Genomic DNA, 19,049 nt, shown 5'->3' on the forward strand with positions numbered 1-19,049 from the left:
AATGCAAGAAGAGGAAATGCAGTGCGACGTGCAAACGATCCGCAGCGGCGGGAAAAAATAGTTCAGGCCACCCTTAAGGCGATAGTAATCCATGGTATTCATGGGGTTACACACCGTAAAATCGCTATGATTGCCGAGGTGCCACTGGGCTCAATGACCTATTATTTTGCAGGAATAGATGATCTGCTGTTGGAGGCATTCAGCTGTTTTACGCATACTATGTCTCAGCAGTACCAGGATTTTTTTGCCGACGTTGCTGATGCGCAGGCGGCCTGCCATGCGATTACCGATATGATTTACGGCTCCCAGGTCACAACGCCTGATAATATGGAGCTTATGTATCAGCTGTATGCATTCGCCAGCCGTAATCCAGCGTTGAAAACGGTGATGCAGAACTGGATGCTACGCAGCCAACAAACGTTAGAGCAGTGGTTTGATCCGGTTACGGCGCGGGCGCTGGATGCGTTTATTGAAGGAATGACGCTGCATTTTGTTACGGATAAAAAACCGCTGCAGCGAGAAGATATTCTGATGATGGTGGAGCGTATTGCCGAATTGCCGCAGAGATAAAATCCTCAAAATGGTTTGTCGAGGCGGGTAACGGCCTGACGTAAAAAATCAATGACTTTTACCGCCTCTGGCGTCAACGGTCGGGCGGCTATTTTTACCGTCCCGACATCCATATAAGTAATAAAATCATCAATCGTTCTGTGCATGACGCGCAGACCATCCAGTGACCACGGGCGATACACCAGGTCGGATAAAATGGTTATCCCTCTACCTTTTGCAACCAGACTTCTTATTGCTTCAAAAGAGTTGCTGCGAAAACTGATATTGGGCGTATAGCCACGCTGCTGCCAGTAATCGATGATTACGTCAGGGTACTTATCGGTTTCCAGCAGTAAAAATGGTAGTTTCTCGACGTCTATTAAACGGATCGATGCCTGGCTCTGTAGCGGATGCCCAATAGACGTCCACAGGCGGCGCTGTGAACGAATAAATGTTTCGATCTCCAGGTCGTTATCATGGTTGATATTTGAGGTCAGAAGCAGGCAAAAATCGACCTTTTGTTCCCGTAGCGCCTGTACCAGTTCCGGTGCAGTAGCTTCATAAAACACGATCTCCAGCAAAGGGAAACGTCGTTCAATATCGTTGAGTATATCCGGGATAAGATAGGTAGAGAGCGTTTCAGCAATGCCTATGCGCACCGTGCCGGTGAGAATTTCGCTCCTGTCATGCAGGGCGTCAATAGCCGAGTGGCTACTGTTGATGATGTTGCAGGCATGTGCCAGAAAGCGCTCGCCCTCAGCGGTGAGCTTCGCACCTTTGGGATAACGTACAAATAGCTGCACGTCTAATGCTTCTTCCAGGTTTCGCATGGCAATGGTCATTGATGACTGAGAAATATGACAGCGTGCAGCAGCTTTGGAAATTTGTAATGTTTCTGCAAGCGCGATGTAAAACTCAAGTTGCCTTAGCGTAAATTTCATAGTTTTAATCTATGCAGATGGATAAAAACGTTATATTAGCATTCATTCTCACGCCGCCGTAGCCTTGTGGTCATACCGTACAACTGACAATAAGGCGCAAATATGTCCTATCTTTTACTCAGTCTGGCTGCCTGTTTTTGGGGTGGAAATTATGTGATTGGTCATCTCTTGGTCGCTGAAGTTAATCCCATCGTTTTATCAGCGGCACGCTGGGTATTTACCGCGTTATTATTGATGACGCTCTATTTTCGTCAGGTCACAGAGCAATGGCCGGTGATGAAAAAATCCTTTGGTACTATCGTCTTCCTTGCGCTTTGTGGTCAGGTTCTTTTCCCCTTAACGTTGTATATCGGCTTGCAATATACAACCTCGCTTAATGCCGCGATTTATATGTCCACCACCCCGGCGCTCGTACTGTTAATCAATAAGTTTTTTTTTAACGAGCGGATTTCTGCGCGAAATATAGCTGGTGTGATCCTGAGTACTGTTGGTGTTATATGGCTGGTGTCGCAGGGTGATATGATAAATGCGCGGGTATTTGCGCATCTGAATCAGGGCGATTTCTGGACCATGGGGTCAGCGTTAAGTTGGGCCGTCTATTGTGCTTTTTTACGCATTAAACCGCGTGAGGTAAAGGGAAACGCCTTTGTCGCAGTGAGCGCGCTGTTAGGTGCGATTGTACTTATTCCGGTACTGGCTTTGGAGTTGATACGCAATGGTATGCCGGGATGGAATAGCTATGCCAATACAGGCGTTGTGATTGGGCTGGCATACCTTGTTATTTTTCCTTCGTGGCTGTCGTATCTATTATGGAACAAAGGGATTAGCGCCATTGGCGCAACGCGTGGAGAGATCTATTCACACTTGATCCCATTGAGTGGCGGATTATTTAGCGTGATGTTTTTGCACGTCACTCTGCATTCATATCATCTGGTGAGCGCGTTGGTTATTATGTGCGGTATAGCATTGTGTTCCCGTCCGAGTGCAAAAAAAGGCTCGCAGCAGCGCGTGGCGTGAAAAGCGGGTAAATTAGCTTATGGTGGCGCCCCCGGTAATATTTACCACTGTGGCGGTCATGGCGCTGGCATGGTCTGAAGCGAGAAAGGTTGTAACCTCAGCGATTTGTGCAAGCGTAGGCAGGCGCGCGAGCATGGTACTTTGCGCCGCCCCCCCTAACCATTGATCGACGGTTAAACCCATTGAGTGTGCTTTAGCGGTGAAAATTTCTCCGGTATAGGAGCCAGCCGCTACAGCATCCACAATCGCATGCGACCGCACGCCGACGACACGAATGTTTATTGGTCCCGTCTCGCTGGCGAGCGCCTTAATAAAAGCCTCTGTTCCTGCACAGCCGACGATATGGCCGAGATGCCCGGGCATCGCCATCGGGGCTGCGGGCGCAACGATGGTGAGAATAACGCCCGCTCGATTGCCGCCCATGTGCGGCGTTACGGCTTTTGCGATATTGAACTGCGCCGCAAGAAAAGGGGTGATACCGCTCATAAACTCAGAGAGGGATAATGCATCGATGCGTTTGCCCTGTTCGTGCATAAATCCCGTTGCGTTTACCACCACATCTATTCCACCGGTTTGCTGTACAAGGCGGGTAACTTCCTTCGATGCGTTGTGCTCGTCAAGTACATCGGTGATAAAGGTTTCGACTGTACCACCCGCCGTTCGGATGCCACTTGCGGTCCAATCCAGCTTTTCCTGACGGCGCGCGCCCAGATACACATGGGCTCCTTCGCGCGCCATAGTATGCGCAACTGCACTACCAATAGCGCCGCTGCCACCGAAGATCATTGCGACTTTGCCTGAGAGTAACATAGCAACCCCATCACCATTTAGCACCGAGTAAAGTATGTGCCATAACGGGCATGCTGCAAATTTGAGAAAGCGTTTCCGGGGAACCTCACTCAGCGATGAAAATCAGGTTATGTCGGGGACATTGCTGCTATAGGTCTTATAGCAGCAATGTCTATCAGCTCATTTTAACGCCGATCAGTTACTGTAAGTGTTTGATATTTCTTTAACATGTATATCATTATCAAAATTATCAAAAGCAAGTACATCATCCAGATGCTGGTATTTAGCTCAATTAAAAAACTACCGACACCTCCGATAACTGACGGAATAACCAGCGAGGCGGCTCCCATCAACGCAGAGGTCGCTCCCAGGTTGGTGCGCTGGCTGGACATGGTCAGGTAGGTATAGAGTGATTCGAACATCCCTCCAGCAAACATCAGGATAATAAAGAAGAATATAAAAATATTGACGTGATAACTAAGTATTATTAATGGAATACACAGTACAATAAATGAGGCGATGATTTTCAGCCACGAATTCAAAATTTGCGGCGCAGACCGTTTCTTAAGAAGTTTACCTGATAATGCAGCCCCCAGCAGTAGGAAGCCTCCAATAATTGATGAAAGCACACCAAATTGCGTTGATGAGTATCCAAACGTAACCATAAAAATAAATGGGGAGGCTGTGACATAGCAATAAATCAGCGAGAATGACAGACCAAGAGACAGACAAGGTAGATAAAATCGAGGTTGTTTGCTGATCTCTTTATACGTATTAAATGATGATTTCAATGAATAGGCAACCCTTCTCTCATGGCTGAGTGTTTCAGGGAAGTTAAAATAAACGTATGTTAACGTTATAATAGCATAGCCACATATCATTAAAAAAATTGCGCGCCATCCCCATAAGTCATTAATTACCCCTCCCAGCAGGGGCGAAGCAATGGGAACGACACCTTCGATAGTGATGATGATGGCATACAGCGTCGCGGCCACTGAACCACGAGTTACATCTCGAACTGCGCTGATTGCTGTAACCAGCGTTATTGATATAGAAAGACCTTGTATGACACGGATCGCCAGAAACATAACCAGATCGGTTGAGAGCGTGAGACAATATGTTGTCACGCCATAAATAACCGCACCTGTAAGCATAATTTTTCGCCGGCCAATAGCATCAGATAATGGACCAAAAATTAGCTGTCCAAAACCAATGCATAGGGTATAAACCATAATCGACAACTGCGTGGTTGAGACATTTTTTTCAAATTCTTTTGCGATGTCGGGAATTGAAGGTAAATAAGTGTCCACTCCCAGAATCCCCATTATCGTCAACATGGCCAGGCCGACAGTAAAGTAAATTATGTTCTTTCTATGAATAACAGTTTGCAGCTTCATTACTTATCACCATGAGTAAATTAAAAGCATGAAAAAGTTCACTATTTAAATAGAGATGTTGTGGATAATTATCGTGTAGGCAATAAAACAGAGTTGAAATGAACTGTCAAACTTTTGACTCAAAAAATTGAGATATGAGTCACAGGTATATAGCCATAATTTTCGATGGTAGGGTTCCAGTTAAATTTAATTGTGTTTGATTGCCAGGCAGCACGAGGAACCATAAGTACACTGACTTCGAATACAGGCATACTGCTGGTGTTGGTGTTGGTGTTGGTGTTGGTGTTGGTGTTGGTGTTGGTGTTGGTGTTGGTGTTGGTGATTGATTTTTTCAGTAGTGAATTTCAGGCAACAAAAAACCCATCAACCTTGAACCAAAACGGCGGGGTTGATGGGCTCCACAAATTGGGGACATCAAAGAAAAGCAGTGGCAATAGTTATGACTGACACCTTGAAGAAAAGTTCTGCTTACCTGCAAAAAATTTTCGTTTAAGGGTAAATTTCAGCGCTAACCAAGGCCAGGCCAGACAATGACGATGAGTGTCCCCGCTAATGTCAGCAGAACGTTGGCTATCGCGTAGGTCCCGGCATAGCCTAACGCAGGGATGTTGCTGCGTGCGGTGTCGCTGATGATTTCCATTGCCGGAGCACAGGTACGTGCGCCCATCATGGCGCCAAAGAGCAGGGCGCGGTTCATGCGCAATACGTAAGCACCAAACAAGAAACAGATAACAACCGGAACCAGGCTGACTACCAGACCGGCAATCAACATTTGACCACCGACGGCCCCCAGTCCATTACCAATGCCACTGCCTGCGCTTAAACCGACGCCAGCCATGAATACCATCAGGCCAAACTCTTTCACCATGTTCAGCGCACCCTGTGGGATGTAGCCAAACGTTGGGTGGTTGGCTCGCAGGAAGCCCAGCATGATACCGGCGAACAGCAGTCCAGCCGCATTCCCGATGCCGAAGCTGAAATTACTGAACTGGAAGGTGATCATCCCGATCATCAGACCGATGATAAAGAAGGCGCAGAAGGCCAGCAGATCGGTCACCTGACTGTGAATCGAAATGAAGCCGATACGATCGGCAATGGTTTTCACGCGACGAGCATCACCGCTGACCTGCAATACGTCACCTTTGTTGAGCACGACGTTGTCATCAATAGGCATTTCAATCTGGCTACGGATCACGCGGTTCAGGAAACAACCGTGGTCGGTCAGTTTCAACTGGGCCAGGCGACGACCAACGGCATTGTGGTTTTTCACTACAATTTCTTCAGTGACGATGCGCATATCGAGCAGATCGCGATCGAACACCTCTTTACCGTTACGGAAGCTGGGATCGAGGCGGGCATGGGCGTCCGGATAACCCACCAGGGCTATCTCATCGCCCATTTGCAGCACCGCGTCACCATCCGGGTTGGCAAGAATGCCGTTGCGACGGATACGTTCAATGTAACAACCGGTCTGACGATAAATACCCAGTTCGCGCAGATTTTTACCATCGGCCCATGCCACCAGCTCCGGGCCAACGCGATAGGCGCGAATCACCGGGAGGTAAACTTTACGATTGGCGTCAGTATCCAGGCCCCGTTCACGCGCGATTTGTTGGGCGCTGGTTTGCAGGTCCTGATGCTGAAGTTTCGGCAAATAGCGCGCACCAACAATCAGACTGACCAGACCAATCAAATAGGTGAGGGCGTAACCCAAGCTCAGGTTATCGAGAGCGCTTGAAAGTTGTGTCCCTGACATTCCTGAATGGCGCAAGGTGTCACCTGCGCCGACCAGCACCGGCGTTGAGGTCATCGAGCCAGCCAGCATACCCGCCGTCAGGCCGATGTCCCAGCCAAATAGCTTACCCAGCCCCAGGGCGATCAGCATTGCGCTACCGACCATCACCAGGGCAAGCATTAGATAATTTTTCCCATCGCGAAAAAAAATCGAAAAAAAGTTGGGGCCGGCTTCGACGCCGACGCAAAAAATAAACAGCATAAAGCCGAGATTTAATGCATCGGTGTTAATACTAAAGTGCTGCTGACCTAATAATAGGGAGACCACTAAAACGCCAATGGAATTACCGAGTTGGACTGAACCCAGACGCAATTTGCCCAGACACAGGCCCAGAGCCAGGACCACAAATAATAACAGGATGTAATTCCCATTTAACAAATCTGCGACGTTTATATTCACGGAGACTAACTTCTTGTTTACTAGTAAGCTATTGAAAGAAATGGCAATTTACGCTAATGTTTTTGCCAGAAATTAAGGGGCGATAGCATCGTACACAGCCCCGAATAATGCAGCATAACAATATATGCGGCTAGTTTAATCTCATTACGTATCAACGGCTATAAGAATCGTGTGGGTGTGTTTTTGGCATGGAATGCCGAGTTACTTTATCTGACTGGACGCCTGCGGGCGAAAAGAGTGTTCGATAGAGAATGTGTCAGGAGGAACGATTGAAACATAAGCAAAGTTGGGCGAGTGCGGTCTGCTGCTTTGTGCTCTTTATTGTGGTGTGTCTTTCATTAACGCTGAACGTGAAAGGGGCATTCAGAGCAGCAGGGCATCCTGAGGTCGGATTGTTGTTTTTTATCTTACCTGGTGCTGCAGCAAGCTTTTTTTCCCATCGTCGGGAAGTACTCAAACCCCTTCTTGGTGCAATGTTGGCGGCGCCGTGCTGCCTGTTACTGATGCGTTTCGTTTTTATGCCGACGCGTTCATTGTGGCAAGAGCTGGCGTGGTTGTTTAGTGCGGTGTTCTGGTGCGCGCTTGGCGCATTATGTTTTTTATTTATCAGTAGCTTATTCAATCAGCATCAACGGCGGAAAAAGAACTGATGACGCCCTCAAGCTGAGGGCGTAGAAACAGCTATCAGGCGAACAGATTCATATTCTCTTTTGCCCATGCTTCAAAATCCGTGCAGCCGCCGATGTGTTTTTGATCGACGAAAATCTGCGGAACGGTTTCAACTGGCTTACCTACTGTTTTTTCCAGATCTGCTTTGGTAATTCCTTCAGCATGGATATCAATGTAGCGGAAGTTAAAATCGTCATGCTCACTGCTTAATTTTTCTGCTAATTCTTTTGCGCGCACGCAATACGGGCACCCTGGGCGACCAAAAATAACGGCAAACATCTCTTTCTCCTCGAACTTATCAGGCCGGATGGCAATACTTGTTATGATGCCGCGATTTGTGACGGATGGAAAGCAGGTTCAGCCTGTTGCTTTGATATCCTCAAGCTATATCTGTTAAACACGGCAAGCCGGAACGTTTTATAATGAAAGCCATTTCGCCGGGAGGCCGCGTATGCGCACAATTGGTGTATTACCCAAAAGCGTATTGATGCTGGAAATAATTGGGATGGTTTTGTTATCGCTGGCGCTGCTATCGCTTAACGATTACCTCACCTTGCCCGCACCGCTTAACAGCCCGTTAGCCTGCGTGGTGATGATATTTCTGGGCGTACTGCTGATGCTCCCTGCTGCGGTGGCGTTGATGTGGCGTATTGCTCAACTGCTGGCACCGCAACTGATGTCACGCGCACCCGGTGATTCAACTGATTTAGACAGAGACAAAAGAGATGACACCAACCATTGATTTACTCCGCAGCCACCGTTCCATTCGCCATTTTACCGATGATGCTATTTCGAATGCACAGCGTGAGGCGATTATTGCCGCCGCTCAGGGAACGTCAAGCTCCAGTTTTCTACAGTGCACGACGATCGTTCGTATAACGGATAAATCTCTGCGTGAATCGCTGGCTACCTTATCTGGCGGCCAAAAGCATGTGGCCCAGGCCGCTGAGTTCTGGGTGTTTTGCGCTGATTTTAATCGTCATTTGCAGATTTGCCCTGATGCGCAACTTGGGCTGGCGGAACAGCTGCTGCTGGGCGTGGTTGATACTGCAATGATGGCGCAAAATGCGTTGACGGCGGCAGAGTCGCTGGGACTTGGCGGCGTATTCATTGGCGGTCTGCGTAACAATATTGAGCCGGTCACCGAACTGCTGAAGCTGCCGCAGCACGTTCTGCCGCTGTTTGGTTTGTGCCTTGGCTGGCCTGCGGATAACCCGGATATCAAGCCGCGCCTGCCAGCGTCGCTTGTTGTGCACGAAAACCAGTATCAGCCGCTCGATACAGACGTTTTGTCGCAGTATGACGAACAGCTTGCGCAGTACTATCTGACCCGCGGCAGCAATACGCGTCGTGACACCTGGAGCGATCACATTCGCCGTACCATCATTAAAGAAAGTCGCCCCTTTATCCTGGAATATTTGCATAAACAGGGATGGGCCACGCGCTAAAGATTTTAACCCAGTGTATGATACGCCAGCTTTTACCAGGTCATTCAGAGAGGTGCAGGGTGAAAATTGCCATTTTGTCCCGGGACGGAACGCTCTATTCTTGTAAACGCCTGCGTGAAGCGGCGATGCAGCGCGGTCACCTGGTTGAAGTTATCGATCCCCTTTCTTGCTATATGAACATCAGTCCGGCGGCATCTTCTATTCATTATAAGGGCCGTCAGCTTCCCCATTTCGACGCGGTGATCCCGCGGATTGGTTCCGCGATTACCTTTTATGGGACGGCGGCGCTGCGCCAGTTTGAGATGCTGGGTAGCTATCCGTTGAATGAGTCGGTAGCGATTACACGAGCGCGCGATAAGCTGCGTTCGCTACAACTGCTGGCGCGTCAGGGAATTGATTTACCCATCACCGGGATAGCCCACTCTCCCGACGATACCAGCGACATGATTGACATGGTTGGCGGTGCGCCGTTAGTGGTGAAACTGGTTGAAGGCACCCAGGGTATTGGCGTGGTGTTGGCGGAAACGCGGCAGGCTGCAGAAAGCGTGGTAGATGCCTTTCGTGGGCTGAATGCCCATATCCTGGTTCAGGAATATATCAAAGAAGCGAAGGGGCGCGATATCCGCTGTTTCGTGGTGGGCGACGAAGTAGTGGCCGCCATTGAACGACGGGCTAAAGAGGGCGATTTTCGTTCTAATCTCCATCGCGGTGGTGTGGCGACTATTGCGAGTATCACGCCGCGCGAAAGAGAAATTGCGCTCAAAGCCGCCCGGACTATGGGCCTGGACGTTGCAGGCGTTGATATTCTGCGCGCTGATCGAGGGCCACTGGTCATGGAGGTCAACGCGTCCCCGGGGCTGGAAGGAGTGGAGAAAACCACCGGGATAGACATAGCTGGCAAGATGATCCAGTGGATCGAACGTCACGCTACGCCTGAATTTTGCCTTAAAATCGGCGGCTAAGCGCAATATCGATTGCGATCGTGGTATGATACGCTCTTTTTGCGTAAGCTGTGCCGGTATTTTTTTCATCAATAGAGGTCGCACATTATTATGACATCACTGGTCGTTCCCACTCTGGATACGTTGCGTCAATGGCTCGACGACCTGGGCATGAGTTTTTTTGAATGCGATACCTGTCAGGCGCTGCATTTACCGCACATGCAGAATTTTGACGGCATCTTTGATGCAAAAGTTGATTTGGTCGATAACGTCATTCTGTTTTCCGCGATGGCAGAAGTCAGACCTTCTGCACTGCTGCCGCTGGCCGCCGATCTGTCCGCGATCAATGCCAGCTCACTGACGGTGAAAGCTTTTCTGGATATGCAGGATGATAATCTGCCAAAACTGGTGGTTTGCCAGTCTTTATCCGTTATGCCGGGCGTGACGTTTGAGCAGTTTGAATGTTTTGTTCGCCAGAGCGAAGAGCAGATATCGATGGTGATCCTTGAAGCCGGTGCGCATCAGCTGTTATTTAATGCTGAAGAAGATGCGCAGAATAGCACCGCTGAAATTCATTTTCTCCACTAATTCTTCCTGAATCTGGACATATATTGCGCAGCCGCTGCCAGAGCGGTTGCGTATTGCCCGTTTTTATTCTGTATTTAACCTTTCATTAAAGAATTATTCACCTCTATTCAGCGCCTTCCGCTTTACGTCATAGACAATTCCTGCATAAAAAATTGATAAAAGACGTTTTTTAATCTGGGCTATATCCACAATTCCTGGCTAAAGTTATTCTTGCGAAGCTTACCAACGTCATCATTTAAACAGCCCCTTGTGACCTGTTCTACGGCCACAATGTATGTTGAATGCCTGGGCGGATGCCAGCGAGCAATAGCGGCGTGAGGAGAGGTCTCTCTTTACATCGGTGCCGCATGAAAGAATATGCACGTTTCTTGCATATCATTAGAGTGTGACATTTTTGTTCGTTTGTTAACGAACTTTCAGAAGGAAAGAGATTATGACCGCCTTAAATAAAAAATGGTTATCAGGCCTGGTTGCGGGTGCTCTGATGGCCGTCTCTGCCGGCACGCTCGCTGCTGAACAAAAAACGCTGCATATATATAACTGGTCTGATTATATTGCCCCGGACACGGTGGCTAATTTTGAAAAAGAGACCGGAATTAAAGTCATCTATGACGTATTTGATTCCAATGAAGTGTTGGAAGGTAAGCTCATGGCTGGCAGTACCGGCTTTGACCTTGTCGTTCCATCCGCCAGCTTCCTTGAGCGTCAACTGACCGCGGGCGTATTCCAACCGCTGGATAAGAGCAAATTGCCGGGCTGGAAAAACCTTGATCCTGAACTGCTGAAGTTGGTGGGCAAACACGATCCGGACAACAAGTTTGCGATGCCGTATATGTGGGCTACGACCGGTATTGGTTACAACGTGGATAAAGTTAAAGCTGTGCTGGGGCCGGATGCGCCGGTTGACAGCTGGGATTTGATCCTCAAGCCAGAAAATCTGGAAAAACTCAAAAGCTGCGGCGTCTCTTTCCTTGATGCCCCCGAAGAGGTGTTCGCCACGGTGCTGAACTATTTGGGTAAAGATCCAAACAGTACCAAAGCGGATGATTACACCGGACCGGCAACGGATCTGTTGTTGAAACTGCGACCGAATATTCGCTATTTCCACTCTTCGCAGTACATCAACGACCTGGCAAACGGTGATACCTGCGTTGCAATCGGCTGGGCTGGGGACGTATGGCAGGCCGCAAACCGTGCGAAAGAAGCGAAAAATGGCGTCAATATTTCCTTCTCAATTCCTAAAGAAGGTGCAATGGCGTTCTTTGACGTATTCGCGATGCCTGCCGATGCGAAAAACAAAGACGAAGCCTATCAGTTCCTCAACTACCTGCTGCGCCCTGATGTGATTGCGCATATCTCCGACCACGTTTTTTATGCCAATGCCAACAAAGAAGCGACGGCTCTGGTCAGCCCTGAAGTTCGTGACAACCCGGGTATTTACCCGCCTGCGGATGTGCGAGCTAAGTTGTTCACACTGAAAGTACAGGATCCGAAGATCGATCGTGTACGTACCCGCGCATGGACGAAGGTAAAAAGCGGGAAATAAACCGATGTTTGGGACATGACCCGGCAGGATTTGTGCCTGCCGGGCAGCGTTGAGCCCGGACACATATAACCCGGCAATACGCACCGTTATGGTGCGTTATTTGCACCGTTTCTTTGTTTTATGCCGGAGAGCACCTGAGTGAATGATGCAACCCCACGCCCACAAGCGAAAATCCGCAAGGCGCTGACCCCGCTGCTTGAAATTCGCAATCTGACCAAGTCATTTGACGGTCAGCACGCCGTTGATGACGTCAATCTTACTATCTACAAAGGTGAAATATTTGCTCTGCTCGGCGCGTCCGGCTGTGGCAAATCGACACTGCTGCGGATGCTGGCGGGATTTGAACTGCCGACTACCGGGCAAATCATGCTTGATGGCGTCGATTTAGCGCATGTCCCGCCTTATCTGCGTCCAATTAATATGATGTTTCAGTCCTACGCCTTGTTTCCGCATATGACTGTTGAGCAGAACATTGCCTTTGGTCTCAAGCAGGACAAACTGCCGAAGGCTGAAATCGCCAGTCGGGTGAATGAGATGCTGGGACTCGTGCATATGCAGGAGTTCGCTAAACGCAAACCACATCAGCTTTCTGGCGGCCAGCGTCAGCGCGTGGCATTGGCGCGCAGCCTGGCAAAACGTCCAAAACTGCTGCTGCTGGATGAACCAATGGGGGCGCTGGATAAAAAACTCCGAGACCGCATGCAACTGGAGGTAGTGGATATCCTGGAACGCGTCGGTGTGACCTGCGTGATGGTGACGCACGATCAGGAAGAAGCCATGACGATGGCGGGTCGTATTGCGATCATGAATCGTGGAAAATTTGTCCAGATTGGTGAGCCAGAAGAGATCTACGAGCATCCGACCACGCGTTACAGCGCAGAGTTTATCGGTTCGGTAAACGTTTTTGAGGGACTGCTGAAAGAACGTCGGGAAGATGGTCTGGTGATTGAGTCTCCAGGACTGGTACATCCGCTGAAAGTGGACGCCGATGCTTCTGTTGTCGATAACGTCCCGGTGTATGTTGCGCTACGTCCGGAAAAAATCATGCTCTGCGAAGCGCCTCCGCCAGAGGGTTATAACTTCGCGGTAGGCGAAGTGGTGCACATTGCCTATTTGGGTGATTTGTCGGTGTACCACGTACGTTTGAAAAGCGGTCAGATGTTGAGCGCCCAGCTACAAAATGAGCATCGTTATCGTAAAGGGTTACCAACCTGGGGTGACGAAGTCCGTTTATGTTGGGATGCGGACAGCTGTGTGGTGTTGACGGTTTAAGGAGCGAAGATGAGTACACTTGAACCTCCGGCGCGTGTGGATAAAGCAGGGCGATTCACGCTGTTTATGTCGCGACTGCAAATGAAGCACGGACGCAAGCTGGTGATCGCGCTGCCGTATGTGTGGCTGCTGCTTCTGTTTCTGCTGCCGTTTCTGATCGTCTTCAAAATCAGTTTGGCGGAAATGGCGCGGGCTATTCCACCGTATACCGACCTCGTTTCATGGGCTGACGATCAGTTATCCATCACGCTCAACTTAGGCAACTTCCTGCAACTGACGGACGATCCGCTCTATTTCGATGCCTACCTGCAATCGTTACAGGTGGCGGGAATTTCGACAATCTGTTGTCTGCTGCTGGGATACCCGCTGGCATGGGCAGTCGCGCACAGTAAACCCTCAACGCGTAATATTCTGCTGTTGCTGGTGATCCTACCGTCCTGGACCTCGTTTTTAATTCGCGTGTATGCCTGGATGGGGATCCTGAAAAACAACGGCGTCCTGAACAACTTTCTGATGTGGCTGGGTGTCATCGACCAACCGTTGACTATTTTGCACACCAATCTGGCGGTCTATATCGGCATTGTTTACGCCTATTTGCCCTTTATGGTGCTGCCGATTTATACCGCGCTGACCCGTATTGATTACTCGCTGGTGGAAGCGGCGCTGGATTTAGGTGCCCGACCGCTGAAGACTTTCTTTAGCGTGATTGTGCCGTTGACCAAGGGCGGGATTATTGCCGGGTCAATGCTGGTGTTTATTCCGGCTGTTGGCGAGTTTGTGATCCCTGAGCTGCTGGGCGGCCCGGACAGCATCATGATTGGCCGTGTGCTTTGGCAGGAGTTTTTCAATAACCGCGACTGGCCGGTGGCTTCTGCTGTCGCCATTATTATGCTGCTGTTACTGATTGTGCCGATCATGTGGTTCCACAAATATCAGCAAAAAAGCGTGGGGGAACACGGATGAATAACTTACCGGTCGTTCGCTCGCCGTGGCGTATTTTTATCCTGGTAGTTGGCTTTACCTTCCTGTACGCGCCGATGCTGATGTTGGTTATCTATTCGTTTAACAGCTCGAAGCTGGTGACGGTTTGGGCAGGGTGGTCAACGCGTTGGTATGGCGAGCTTTTTCACGATACCGCGATGATAAGCGCCGTAGGCATGAGCCTAACGATTGCCGCAGGCGCTGCGACGATGGCGGCAATCCTTGGTACCATCGCCGCCGTGGTAATGGTGCGCTTTGGTCGTTTTCGTGGTTCGAATGGTTTCGCCTTTATGATCACCGCGCCGCTGGTTATGCCAGATGTCATTACCGGTTTGTCGCTGCTGCTGCTGTTTGTAGCGTTGGCTCACGCCATCGGCTGGCCGGCTGATCGCGGAATGCTGACCATCTGGCTGGCGCACGTCACCTTCTGTACAGCGTACGTAGCGGTGGTGATTTCTTCACGTTTGCGCGAACTGGATCATTCCATTGAGGAAGCTGCGATGGATCTTGGCGCCACGCCGCTGAAGGTCTTTTTCGTCATCACGCTGCCGATGATTATGCCGGCGGTGATTTCCGGTTGGCTATTAGCCTTCACGCTGTCACTCGATGATCTGGTTATTGCCAGCTTTGTCTCTGGTCCTGGCGCCACAACGTTACCGATGCTGGTGTTCTCCAGCGTACGTATGGGGGTGAACCCGGAGATCAACGCGCTGGCAACGCTGATTCTTGGTGTGGTAGGAATTATCGGATTTATCGCGTGGTATCTGATGGCGCGAACAGAAAAACAACGGATCCGCGATATCCAACGTGCAAGACGCGGCTGAAAAAACTAAAATCTGCCAACCTGTCTATACGGCGCAGCTGTGGTGGTTGCGCCGTTTTCATGGAAGACGACGCGTTGGGATTTTTTAAGAAATCATCCACATCACATGCTCGCTTAAACGTCCCTGCTTTGGTGCAGGTGGCGGCGCTGGCTATTATTATGATCCGCTGTCTCGATCTGTTGATGATTTTTAATACGCTTGGGTTTCGTGGAACCAGTGAGTTTATTCATCGCAGTGTGCAGACCTGGAATTTGACGCTGGTGTTTCTGGGCAGTCTGGTGCTGCTATTTATCGAAATTTACTGTGCATTTTCGCTGGTAAAAGGACGGAACTGGGCACGCTGGATCTATCTGTTGACCCAGATTATCGCCAGCGTCTATCTGTGGGCTGCTTCGCTGGGCTACGGATATCCCGAACTGTTCAGTATTGCGGGGGAGTCCAGACGCGAAATCCTGCATACGCTGGTGATGCAAAAACTGCCGGATATGCTGGTATTGCTGCTACTGTTTGTTCCTGCGTCCAGCAGGCGGTTCTTCCGTTTGCAATAACGTGTATAATCTTGGCCCCCGGTTAATTTGTAGGTCTTTGTATGCAGTGCGCACTTTATGACGCCGAACGCTGTCGCTCCTGTCAGTGGATAACACAGCCTGTCGCCGATCAACTCTTCGCTAAAACAGCCGATCTGCAGAATCTGCTGGCCGATTATCCGGTCGGAGAATGGTGCGCGCCGGTCAGTGGTCCGGAAAGCGCGTTTCGCAATAAAGCCAAAATGGTGGTCAGCGGCAGCGTGGAAAAACCGTTGCTGGGGATGTTGCATCGTGACGGTACGCCGGAAGATTTGTGCGACTGTCCGCTCTACCCTGAGTCTTTTGCGTCCGTATTTTCCGCGCTTAAGCCGTTTATCGCCCGAGCAGGGTTAACGCCCTATAACGTTGCGCGTAAACGCGGGGAACTGAAATATTTGTTGTTAACGGAAAGCCGGTTCGATGGTGGCATGATGCTGCGTTTTGTCCTGCGTTCTGAAGCAAAACTGGCACAGCTGCGCGCGGCGCTGCCCTGGCTGCAGGCACAACTCCCACAGTTAAAAGTGATCACTGCCAATATTCAGCCGGTGCATATGGCGATTATGGAAGGGGAGACAGAAATCTTCCTGACGGAACAACAGGTGCTGGCGGAACGCTTTAACGATGTACCGTTGTGGATCCGCCCACAGAGCTTTTTCCAGACTAACCCGGTGGTGGCGGGGCAGTTGTATGCCACGGCGCGCGACTGGGTGCGTCAGCTTCCGGTTAATCACATGTGGGATCTGTTTTGCGGCGTTGGGGGTTTTGGCCTGCACTGCGCTACACCGCAAATGAAACTGACGGGGATTGAAATCGCGCCAGATGCGATTACCTGCGCGAAGCAGTCGGCGCAGGAACTTGGATTGCAGAATCTGCATTTTCAGGCGTTGGATTCAACTCAGTTTGCTACCGCTCAGGACGAAGTTCCGGATCTGGTGCTGGTGAATCCGCCGCGTCGCGGGATTGGGAAACCGCTGTGCGATTTTCTTTCCCGCATGGCACCGCGTTTTATTGTTTATTCCAGCTGTAATGCGCAAACCATGGCGAAGGATATTCGTGAGTTGCCTGGGTATCGAATTGAACGCGTTCAGCTTTTCGATATGTTCCCGCACACCTCGCATTATGAAGTGTTAACGCTACTCAGCCGACAATAATTGCTATGCCTGATGGCGCTTCGCTTATCAGGCCTACAGGTTGTTCGTCATTCGTAGGCCGGATAAGGTGCTTGCACCGCATCCGGCAAATCAATATGCGAAAAAAAAGCCCGTACTTGCGTACGAGCTCTTCTTTAAATATGGCGGTGAGGCGGGGATTGACTCGCTTCGCTCGCCCTGCGGGCAGCCTGTTCGCTGCGCTCTCAGTCTGTCCAACTGGCTGCGCCAGTAGTCGAACCCCGGTCCGGGCTTTTCATCCCCGCCAGGCTGTGCAACATGCGAAAAAAAAGCCCGTACTTGCGTACGAGCTCTTCTTAAAATATGGCGGTGAGGCGGGGATTCGAACCCCGGATACGTTGCCGTATACACACTTTCCAGGCGTGCTCCTTCAGCCACTCGGACACCTCACCATATTGTATTGCTGCCTGACCGCTTGGGGGGCAACGGGGCGCTACTATAGGGAGTTGCGCTAAAACGGTCAAGCAGAATTTACGTGTTAACTCTCGTTTGGTTACGCAATATACATATTCCTCCGCCCAGGCAGGCGCGGAGGATAGGATTAGCGCTGAGAGTCCAGTTTTTCGCCGTTGGTCACGACTTCCTGGGCTTTACTGTAGCTCTCGATCAGCAACTGATAAGCCGGGAAGACTTTGGTATACACTTCCGCCCATTCGGCGGCGTCTTCACGGTTCCATGTGCCCTGAATTTCAGACGCGACGGCGGCGGTATCCATCGGCACGACGCCAGCCTGAACAACGCGAGCCAGGGTGATTTCCTGCGCCATTTTGCTGTAAGTACCGGAAGCGTCGATCACTGCGAAGACCTTATAGCCTTCCGCAACCGCGCTGATAGCCGGGAAAGCCATGCACACGCTGGTAATCGTACCGGCGATAATCAGCGTCTTGCGACCTGTTGCTTTTACCGCTTTCACGAAGTCTTCGTTATCCCAGGCGTTGATTTCGCCTTTACGCGCCACGTATTGGGCATGTGGCGCATTAGCGTGGATCTCCGGGATCAGCGGGCCGTTAGGTCCCTGCGGTACGGATGCCGTGGTAATCACAGGTATCTTCGCCAGGGTCGCCATTTTAGCCAGCGCGGCGGCACGCGCACGCAGTTCTGGCATTGGCATGTCGCCGACGGTCTGGAACAACCCGCTCTGATGATCGATAAGCAGCATGACGGAATCATTTACATCGATGACGGGACGTGAACCATTAAAGTTTGCAGGACTGGACATATTCTTCTCCTTCGATTCAGATTTGGCCAAAGCGGCCGGAGTTAAAATCGCGTACGGCTTCAGCGATTTCTTGTTTCGTGTTCATTACAAACGGACCGTAACCTACAATCGGCTCGTTCAACGGTTCTCCAGAAAGCAGCAGCACGCTGGCGTCGCTGGAGGCTTCAATATGCAGCGTTTTCCCTTGCTGGCTCAGCACCACCAGTTGCGCTTCGCTGGCAGACGTAGTGCCGTTTACGGTGATATTCCCTTTCAATACCACCAGCGCAGTGCTCCATCCTTCCGGCTGGGACAACGTGAGCTGATGATTACGTTGTAAACGCATATCCCAAACGTTCAGCGGCGAGAAGGTATGTGCCGGGCCTTTTGTATCCTGATAGCTGCCCGCAATCACCCGAACGCTTCCTGCTTCATCAGGCAGGGCGACAGAGGGGATCACATCGCTGCTGATGCCTTGGTAACCCGGAACGGCCATTTTGTCTTTTGCTGGCAGATTGACCCACAGCTGTACCATTTCCAGTTCGCCGCCCTGACGGGTAAATTCTGGTGAATGGAACTCTTCGTGTAATATCCCTGCACCCGCAGTCATCCACTGCACGTCGCCGGGGCCGATAATGCCGCCGCGACCGGTTGAATCACGGTGTTCAACTTCGCCGCTGTAAACGATGGTCACTGTCTCAAAACCACGGTGAGGGTGCTCGCCTACGCCGCGTTTTTCGTTACCCGGCGTAAACGTATGTGGACCGGCGTAATCCAGCAGCAGGAACGGACTTAGTTGCTCAGCATGAGACTGGTAAGAAAACATCGAGCGAACCGGAAATCCATCGCCAACCCAGTGCGGGCGAGGTGCGGTGTAGACGCCTGTTACGTGTTTCATTTGTGTCTCCTCAGTGGCGTTATCTTGATGTGAATAAGCTTATATTCATGACAGCGAGCTGA

The 19,049-nt window shown here is 50.5% G+C and carries 21 protein-coding genes and 1 tRNA gene; 14 read left to right on the forward strand and 8 right to left on the reverse strand.

Translation table 11 applies throughout. From position 1 onward, the window contains the following. Positions 1-21: 21 nt before the first annotated feature. Positions 22-570 (forward strand): TetR/AcrR family transcriptional regulator, encoded by a 549-nt coding sequence (locus C2U41_RS05130; RefSeq protein ID WP_032936378.1) that lies wholly within the window; start codon positions 22-24, stop codon positions 568-570. 5 nt (positions 571-575) lie between these two features. Here C2U41_RS05130 and C2U41_RS05135 read toward each other — a convergent pair whose 3' ends face one another. Continuing rightward, positions 576-1,490 (reverse strand): LysR family transcriptional regulator, encoded by a 915-nt coding sequence (locus C2U41_RS05135; protein WP_103848609.1) that lies wholly within the window; start codon positions 1,488-1,490, stop codon positions 576-578. Positions 1,491-1,592: 102 nt separating this feature from the next. Between C2U41_RS05135 and C2U41_RS05140 the strand changes: the two genes are divergently transcribed. Next, positions 1,593-2,507 carry a DMT family transporter gene (locus C2U41_RS05140; protein WP_103848610.1) on the forward strand — a complete coding sequence of 305 codons (915 nt, stop codon included), beginning with the start codon at positions 1,593-1,595 and terminating at the stop codon, positions 2,505-2,507. 12 nt (positions 2,508-2,519) lie between these two features. Here the strand turns inward: C2U41_RS05140 and C2U41_RS05145 are convergent, their stop codons facing one another. Together C2U41_RS05145 and C2U41_RS05150 are read right to left on the reverse strand one after the other, a co-directional pair. Next, positions 2,520-3,317, reverse strand: a complete 798-nt coding sequence (locus C2U41_RS05145; protein WP_103848611.1) for an SDR family NAD(P)-dependent oxidoreductase — start codon at positions 3,315-3,317, stop codon at positions 2,520-2,522. Positions 3,318-3,481: 164 nt separating this feature from the next. After that, positions 3,482-4,693 (reverse strand): multidrug effflux MFS transporter, encoded by a 1,212-nt coding sequence (locus C2U41_RS05150; protein WP_103848612.1) that lies wholly within the window; start codon positions 4,691-4,693, stop codon positions 3,482-3,484. A gap of 165 nt (positions 4,694-4,858) precedes the next feature. On the opposite strand from C2U41_RS05150, the gene C2U41_RS29290 reads away from it, so the two are divergent. Next, a complete protein-coding gene (locus C2U41_RS29290; RefSeq protein WP_148373768.1) occupies positions 4,859-5,140 on the forward strand; it encodes a hypothetical protein in 282 nt (93 codons plus the stop codon). Positions 5,141-5,201: 61 nt separating this feature from the next. On the opposite strand, the gene C2U41_RS05155 is transcribed toward C2U41_RS29290, so the two are convergent. Continuing rightward, positions 5,202-6,887, reverse strand: a complete 1,686-nt coding sequence (locus C2U41_RS05155; RefSeq protein ID WP_003035354.1) for an aspartate:alanine antiporter — start codon at positions 6,885-6,887, stop codon at positions 5,202-5,204. Between the two features lie 269 nt (positions 6,888-7,156). Between C2U41_RS05155 and C2U41_RS05160 the strand changes: the two genes are divergently transcribed. Continuing rightward, complete coding sequence (locus C2U41_RS05160) at positions 7,157-7,537, forward strand: inner membrane protein YbjM (protein WP_003035356.1); 381 nt, start codon at positions 7,157-7,159, stop codon at positions 7,535-7,537. Between the two features lie 34 nt (positions 7,538-7,571). Here C2U41_RS05160 and C2U41_RS05165 read toward each other — a convergent pair whose 3' ends face one another. Beyond that, positions 7,572-7,835, reverse strand: a complete 264-nt coding sequence (locus C2U41_RS05165) for a GrxA family glutaredoxin (protein WP_003035358.1) — start codon at positions 7,833-7,835, stop codon at positions 7,572-7,574. A gap of 172 nt (positions 7,836-8,007) precedes the next feature. Between C2U41_RS05165 and C2U41_RS05170 the strand changes: the two genes are divergently transcribed. The 10 genes from C2U41_RS05170 to rlmC all read left to right on the forward strand — a co-directional run bounded on the left by C2U41_RS05170 (position 8,008) and on the right by rlmC (position 16,873). Then, on the forward strand, positions 8,008-8,298 hold the full coding sequence (locus C2U41_RS05170; protein WP_003845523.1) for a YbjC family protein: 291 nt from the start codon (positions 8,008-8,010) through the stop codon (positions 8,296-8,298). Then, positions 8,282-9,004, forward strand: coding sequence for a nitroreductase NfsA (gene nfsA / locus C2U41_RS05175; protein ID WP_103848613.1), 723 nt, complete (start codon positions 8,282-8,284; stop codon positions 9,002-9,004). Before C2U41_RS05170 ends, nfsA begins: the two co-directional genes overlap by 17 nt. Before the next feature lie 59 nt (positions 9,005-9,063). Next, a complete protein-coding gene (gene rimK, locus C2U41_RS05180; protein ID WP_003836932.1) occupies positions 9,064-9,966 on the forward strand; it encodes a 30S ribosomal protein S6--L-glutamate ligase in 903 nt (300 codons plus the stop codon). Positions 9,967-10,056: 90 nt separating this feature from the next. After that, positions 10,057-10,533 carry a YbjN domain-containing protein gene (locus C2U41_RS05185; RefSeq protein ID WP_003035368.1) on the forward strand — a complete coding sequence of 159 codons (477 nt, stop codon included), beginning with the start codon at positions 10,057-10,059 and terminating at the stop codon, positions 10,531-10,533. A gap of 433 nt (positions 10,534-10,966) precedes the next feature. Then, positions 10,967-12,079 carry a spermidine/putrescine ABC transporter substrate-binding protein PotF gene (gene potF, locus C2U41_RS05190; RefSeq protein ID WP_003035370.1) on the forward strand — a complete coding sequence of 371 codons (1,113 nt, stop codon included), beginning with the start codon at positions 10,967-10,969 and terminating at the stop codon, positions 12,077-12,079. A gap of 138 nt (positions 12,080-12,217) precedes the next feature. Continuing rightward, positions 12,218-13,351, forward strand: a complete 1,134-nt coding sequence (potG, locus tag C2U41_RS05195; protein WP_003035373.1) for a putrescine ABC transporter ATP-binding subunit PotG — start codon at positions 12,218-12,220, stop codon at positions 13,349-13,351. A gap of 9 nt (positions 13,352-13,360) precedes the next feature. Then, complete coding sequence (gene potH / locus C2U41_RS05200) at positions 13,361-14,314, forward strand: putrescine ABC transporter permease PotH (protein ID WP_103848614.1); 954 nt, start codon at positions 13,361-13,363, stop codon at positions 14,312-14,314. Continuing rightward, positions 14,311-15,156 carry a putrescine ABC transporter permease PotI gene (potI, locus tag C2U41_RS05205; protein ID WP_003035376.1) on the forward strand — a complete coding sequence of 282 codons (846 nt, stop codon included), beginning with the start codon at positions 14,311-14,313 and terminating at the stop codon, positions 15,154-15,156. Before potH ends, potI begins: the two co-directional genes overlap by 4 nt. A gap of 59 nt (positions 15,157-15,215) precedes the next feature. After that, positions 15,216-15,704 carry a YbjO family protein gene (locus C2U41_RS05210; RefSeq protein WP_003035378.1) on the forward strand — a complete coding sequence of 163 codons (489 nt, stop codon included), beginning with the start codon at positions 15,216-15,218 and terminating at the stop codon, positions 15,702-15,704. Positions 15,705-15,745: 41 nt separating this feature from the next. Further along, positions 15,746-16,873 carry a 23S rRNA (uracil(747)-C(5))-methyltransferase RlmC gene (gene rlmC, locus C2U41_RS05215; RefSeq protein ID WP_103848615.1) on the forward strand — a complete coding sequence of 376 codons (1,128 nt, stop codon included), beginning with the start codon at positions 15,746-15,748 and terminating at the stop codon, positions 16,871-16,873. 322 nt (positions 16,874-17,195) lie between these two features. On the opposite strand, the gene C2U41_RS05220 is transcribed toward rlmC, so the two are convergent. The 3 genes from C2U41_RS05220 to C2U41_RS05230 all read right to left on the reverse strand — a co-directional run bounded on the left by C2U41_RS05220 (position 17,196) and on the right by C2U41_RS05230 (position 18,987). Further along, a tRNA-Ser gene (locus C2U41_RS05220) sits at positions 17,196-17,283 on the reverse strand. Between the two features lie 149 nt (positions 17,284-17,432). After that, a complete protein-coding gene (locus C2U41_RS05225) occupies positions 17,433-18,110 on the reverse strand; it encodes an isochorismatase family protein (protein ID WP_003035382.1) in 678 nt (225 codons plus the stop codon). A 16-nt stretch (positions 18,111-18,126) separates the two neighbouring features. Further along, positions 18,127-18,987 carry a pirin family protein gene (locus C2U41_RS05230; RefSeq protein WP_003035384.1) on the reverse strand — a complete coding sequence of 287 codons (861 nt, stop codon included), beginning with the start codon at positions 18,985-18,987 and terminating at the stop codon, positions 18,127-18,129. Positions 18,988-19,049: the final 62 nt, after the last annotated feature.

The sequence above is a fragment of the Citrobacter freundii complex sp. CFNIH4 genome, from assembly GCF_002934505.1.
Taxonomy (GTDB): Bacteria; Pseudomonadota; Gammaproteobacteria; order Enterobacterales; family Enterobacteriaceae; genus Citrobacter; species Citrobacter freundii.

Excerpts from the sequence above, each read along its gene's own strand:
- potI (WP_003035376.1), top strand. The coding sequence starts at position 14,311 with ATGAATAACTTACCGGTCGTTCGCTCGCCGTGGCGTATTTTTATCCTG.
- C2U41_RS05170 (WP_003845523.1), top strand. The coding sequence starts at position 8,008 with ATGCGCACAATTGGTGTATTACCCAAAAGCGTATTGATGCTGGAAATA.
- C2U41_RS05135 (WP_103848609.1), bottom strand. The coding sequence starts at position 1,490 with ATGAAATTTACGCTAAGGCAACTTGAGTTTTACATCGCGCTTGCAGAA.
- C2U41_RS05230 (WP_003035384.1), bottom strand. The coding sequence starts at position 18,987 with ATGAAACACGTAACAGGCGTCTACACCGCACCTCGCCCGCACTGGGTT.
- C2U41_RS05150 (WP_103848612.1), bottom strand. The coding sequence starts at position 4,693 with ATGAAGCTGCAAACTGTTATTCATAGAAAGAACATAATTTACTTTACT.
- C2U41_RS29290 (WP_148373768.1), top strand. The coding sequence starts at position 4,859 with ATGGTAGGGTTCCAGTTAAATTTAATTGTGTTTGATTGCCAGGCAGCA.
- C2U41_RS05210 (WP_003035378.1), top strand. The coding sequence starts at position 15,216 with ATGGAAGACGACGCGTTGGGATTTTTTAAGAAATCATCCACATCACAT.
- potF (WP_003035370.1), top strand. The coding sequence starts at position 10,967 with ATGACCGCCTTAAATAAAAAATGGTTATCAGGCCTGGTTGCGGGTGCT.
- potH (WP_103848614.1), top strand. The coding sequence starts at position 13,361 with ATGAGTACACTTGAACCTCCGGCGCGTGTGGATAAAGCAGGGCGATTC.
- C2U41_RS05140 (WP_103848610.1), top strand. The coding sequence starts at position 1,593 with ATGTCCTATCTTTTACTCAGTCTGGCTGCCTGTTTTTGGGGTGGAAAT.
- C2U41_RS05165 (WP_003035358.1), bottom strand. The coding sequence starts at position 7,835 with ATGTTTGCCGTTATTTTTGGTCGCCCAGGGTGCCCGTATTGCGTGCGC.
- C2U41_RS05225 (WP_003035382.1), bottom strand. The coding sequence starts at position 18,110 with ATGTCCAGTCCTGCAAACTTTAATGGTTCACGTCCCGTCATCGATGTA.
- C2U41_RS05185 (WP_003035368.1), top strand. The coding sequence starts at position 10,057 with ATGACATCACTGGTCGTTCCCACTCTGGATACGTTGCGTCAATGGCTC.
- rlmC (WP_103848615.1), top strand. The coding sequence starts at position 15,746 with ATGCAGTGCGCACTTTATGACGCCGAACGCTGTCGCTCCTGTCAGTGG.
- nfsA (WP_103848613.1), top strand. The coding sequence starts at position 8,282 with ATGACACCAACCATTGATTTACTCCGCAGCCACCGTTCCATTCGCCAT.
- C2U41_RS05145 (WP_103848611.1), bottom strand. The coding sequence starts at position 3,317 with ATGTTACTCTCAGGCAAAGTCGCAATGATCTTCGGTGGCAGCGGCGCT.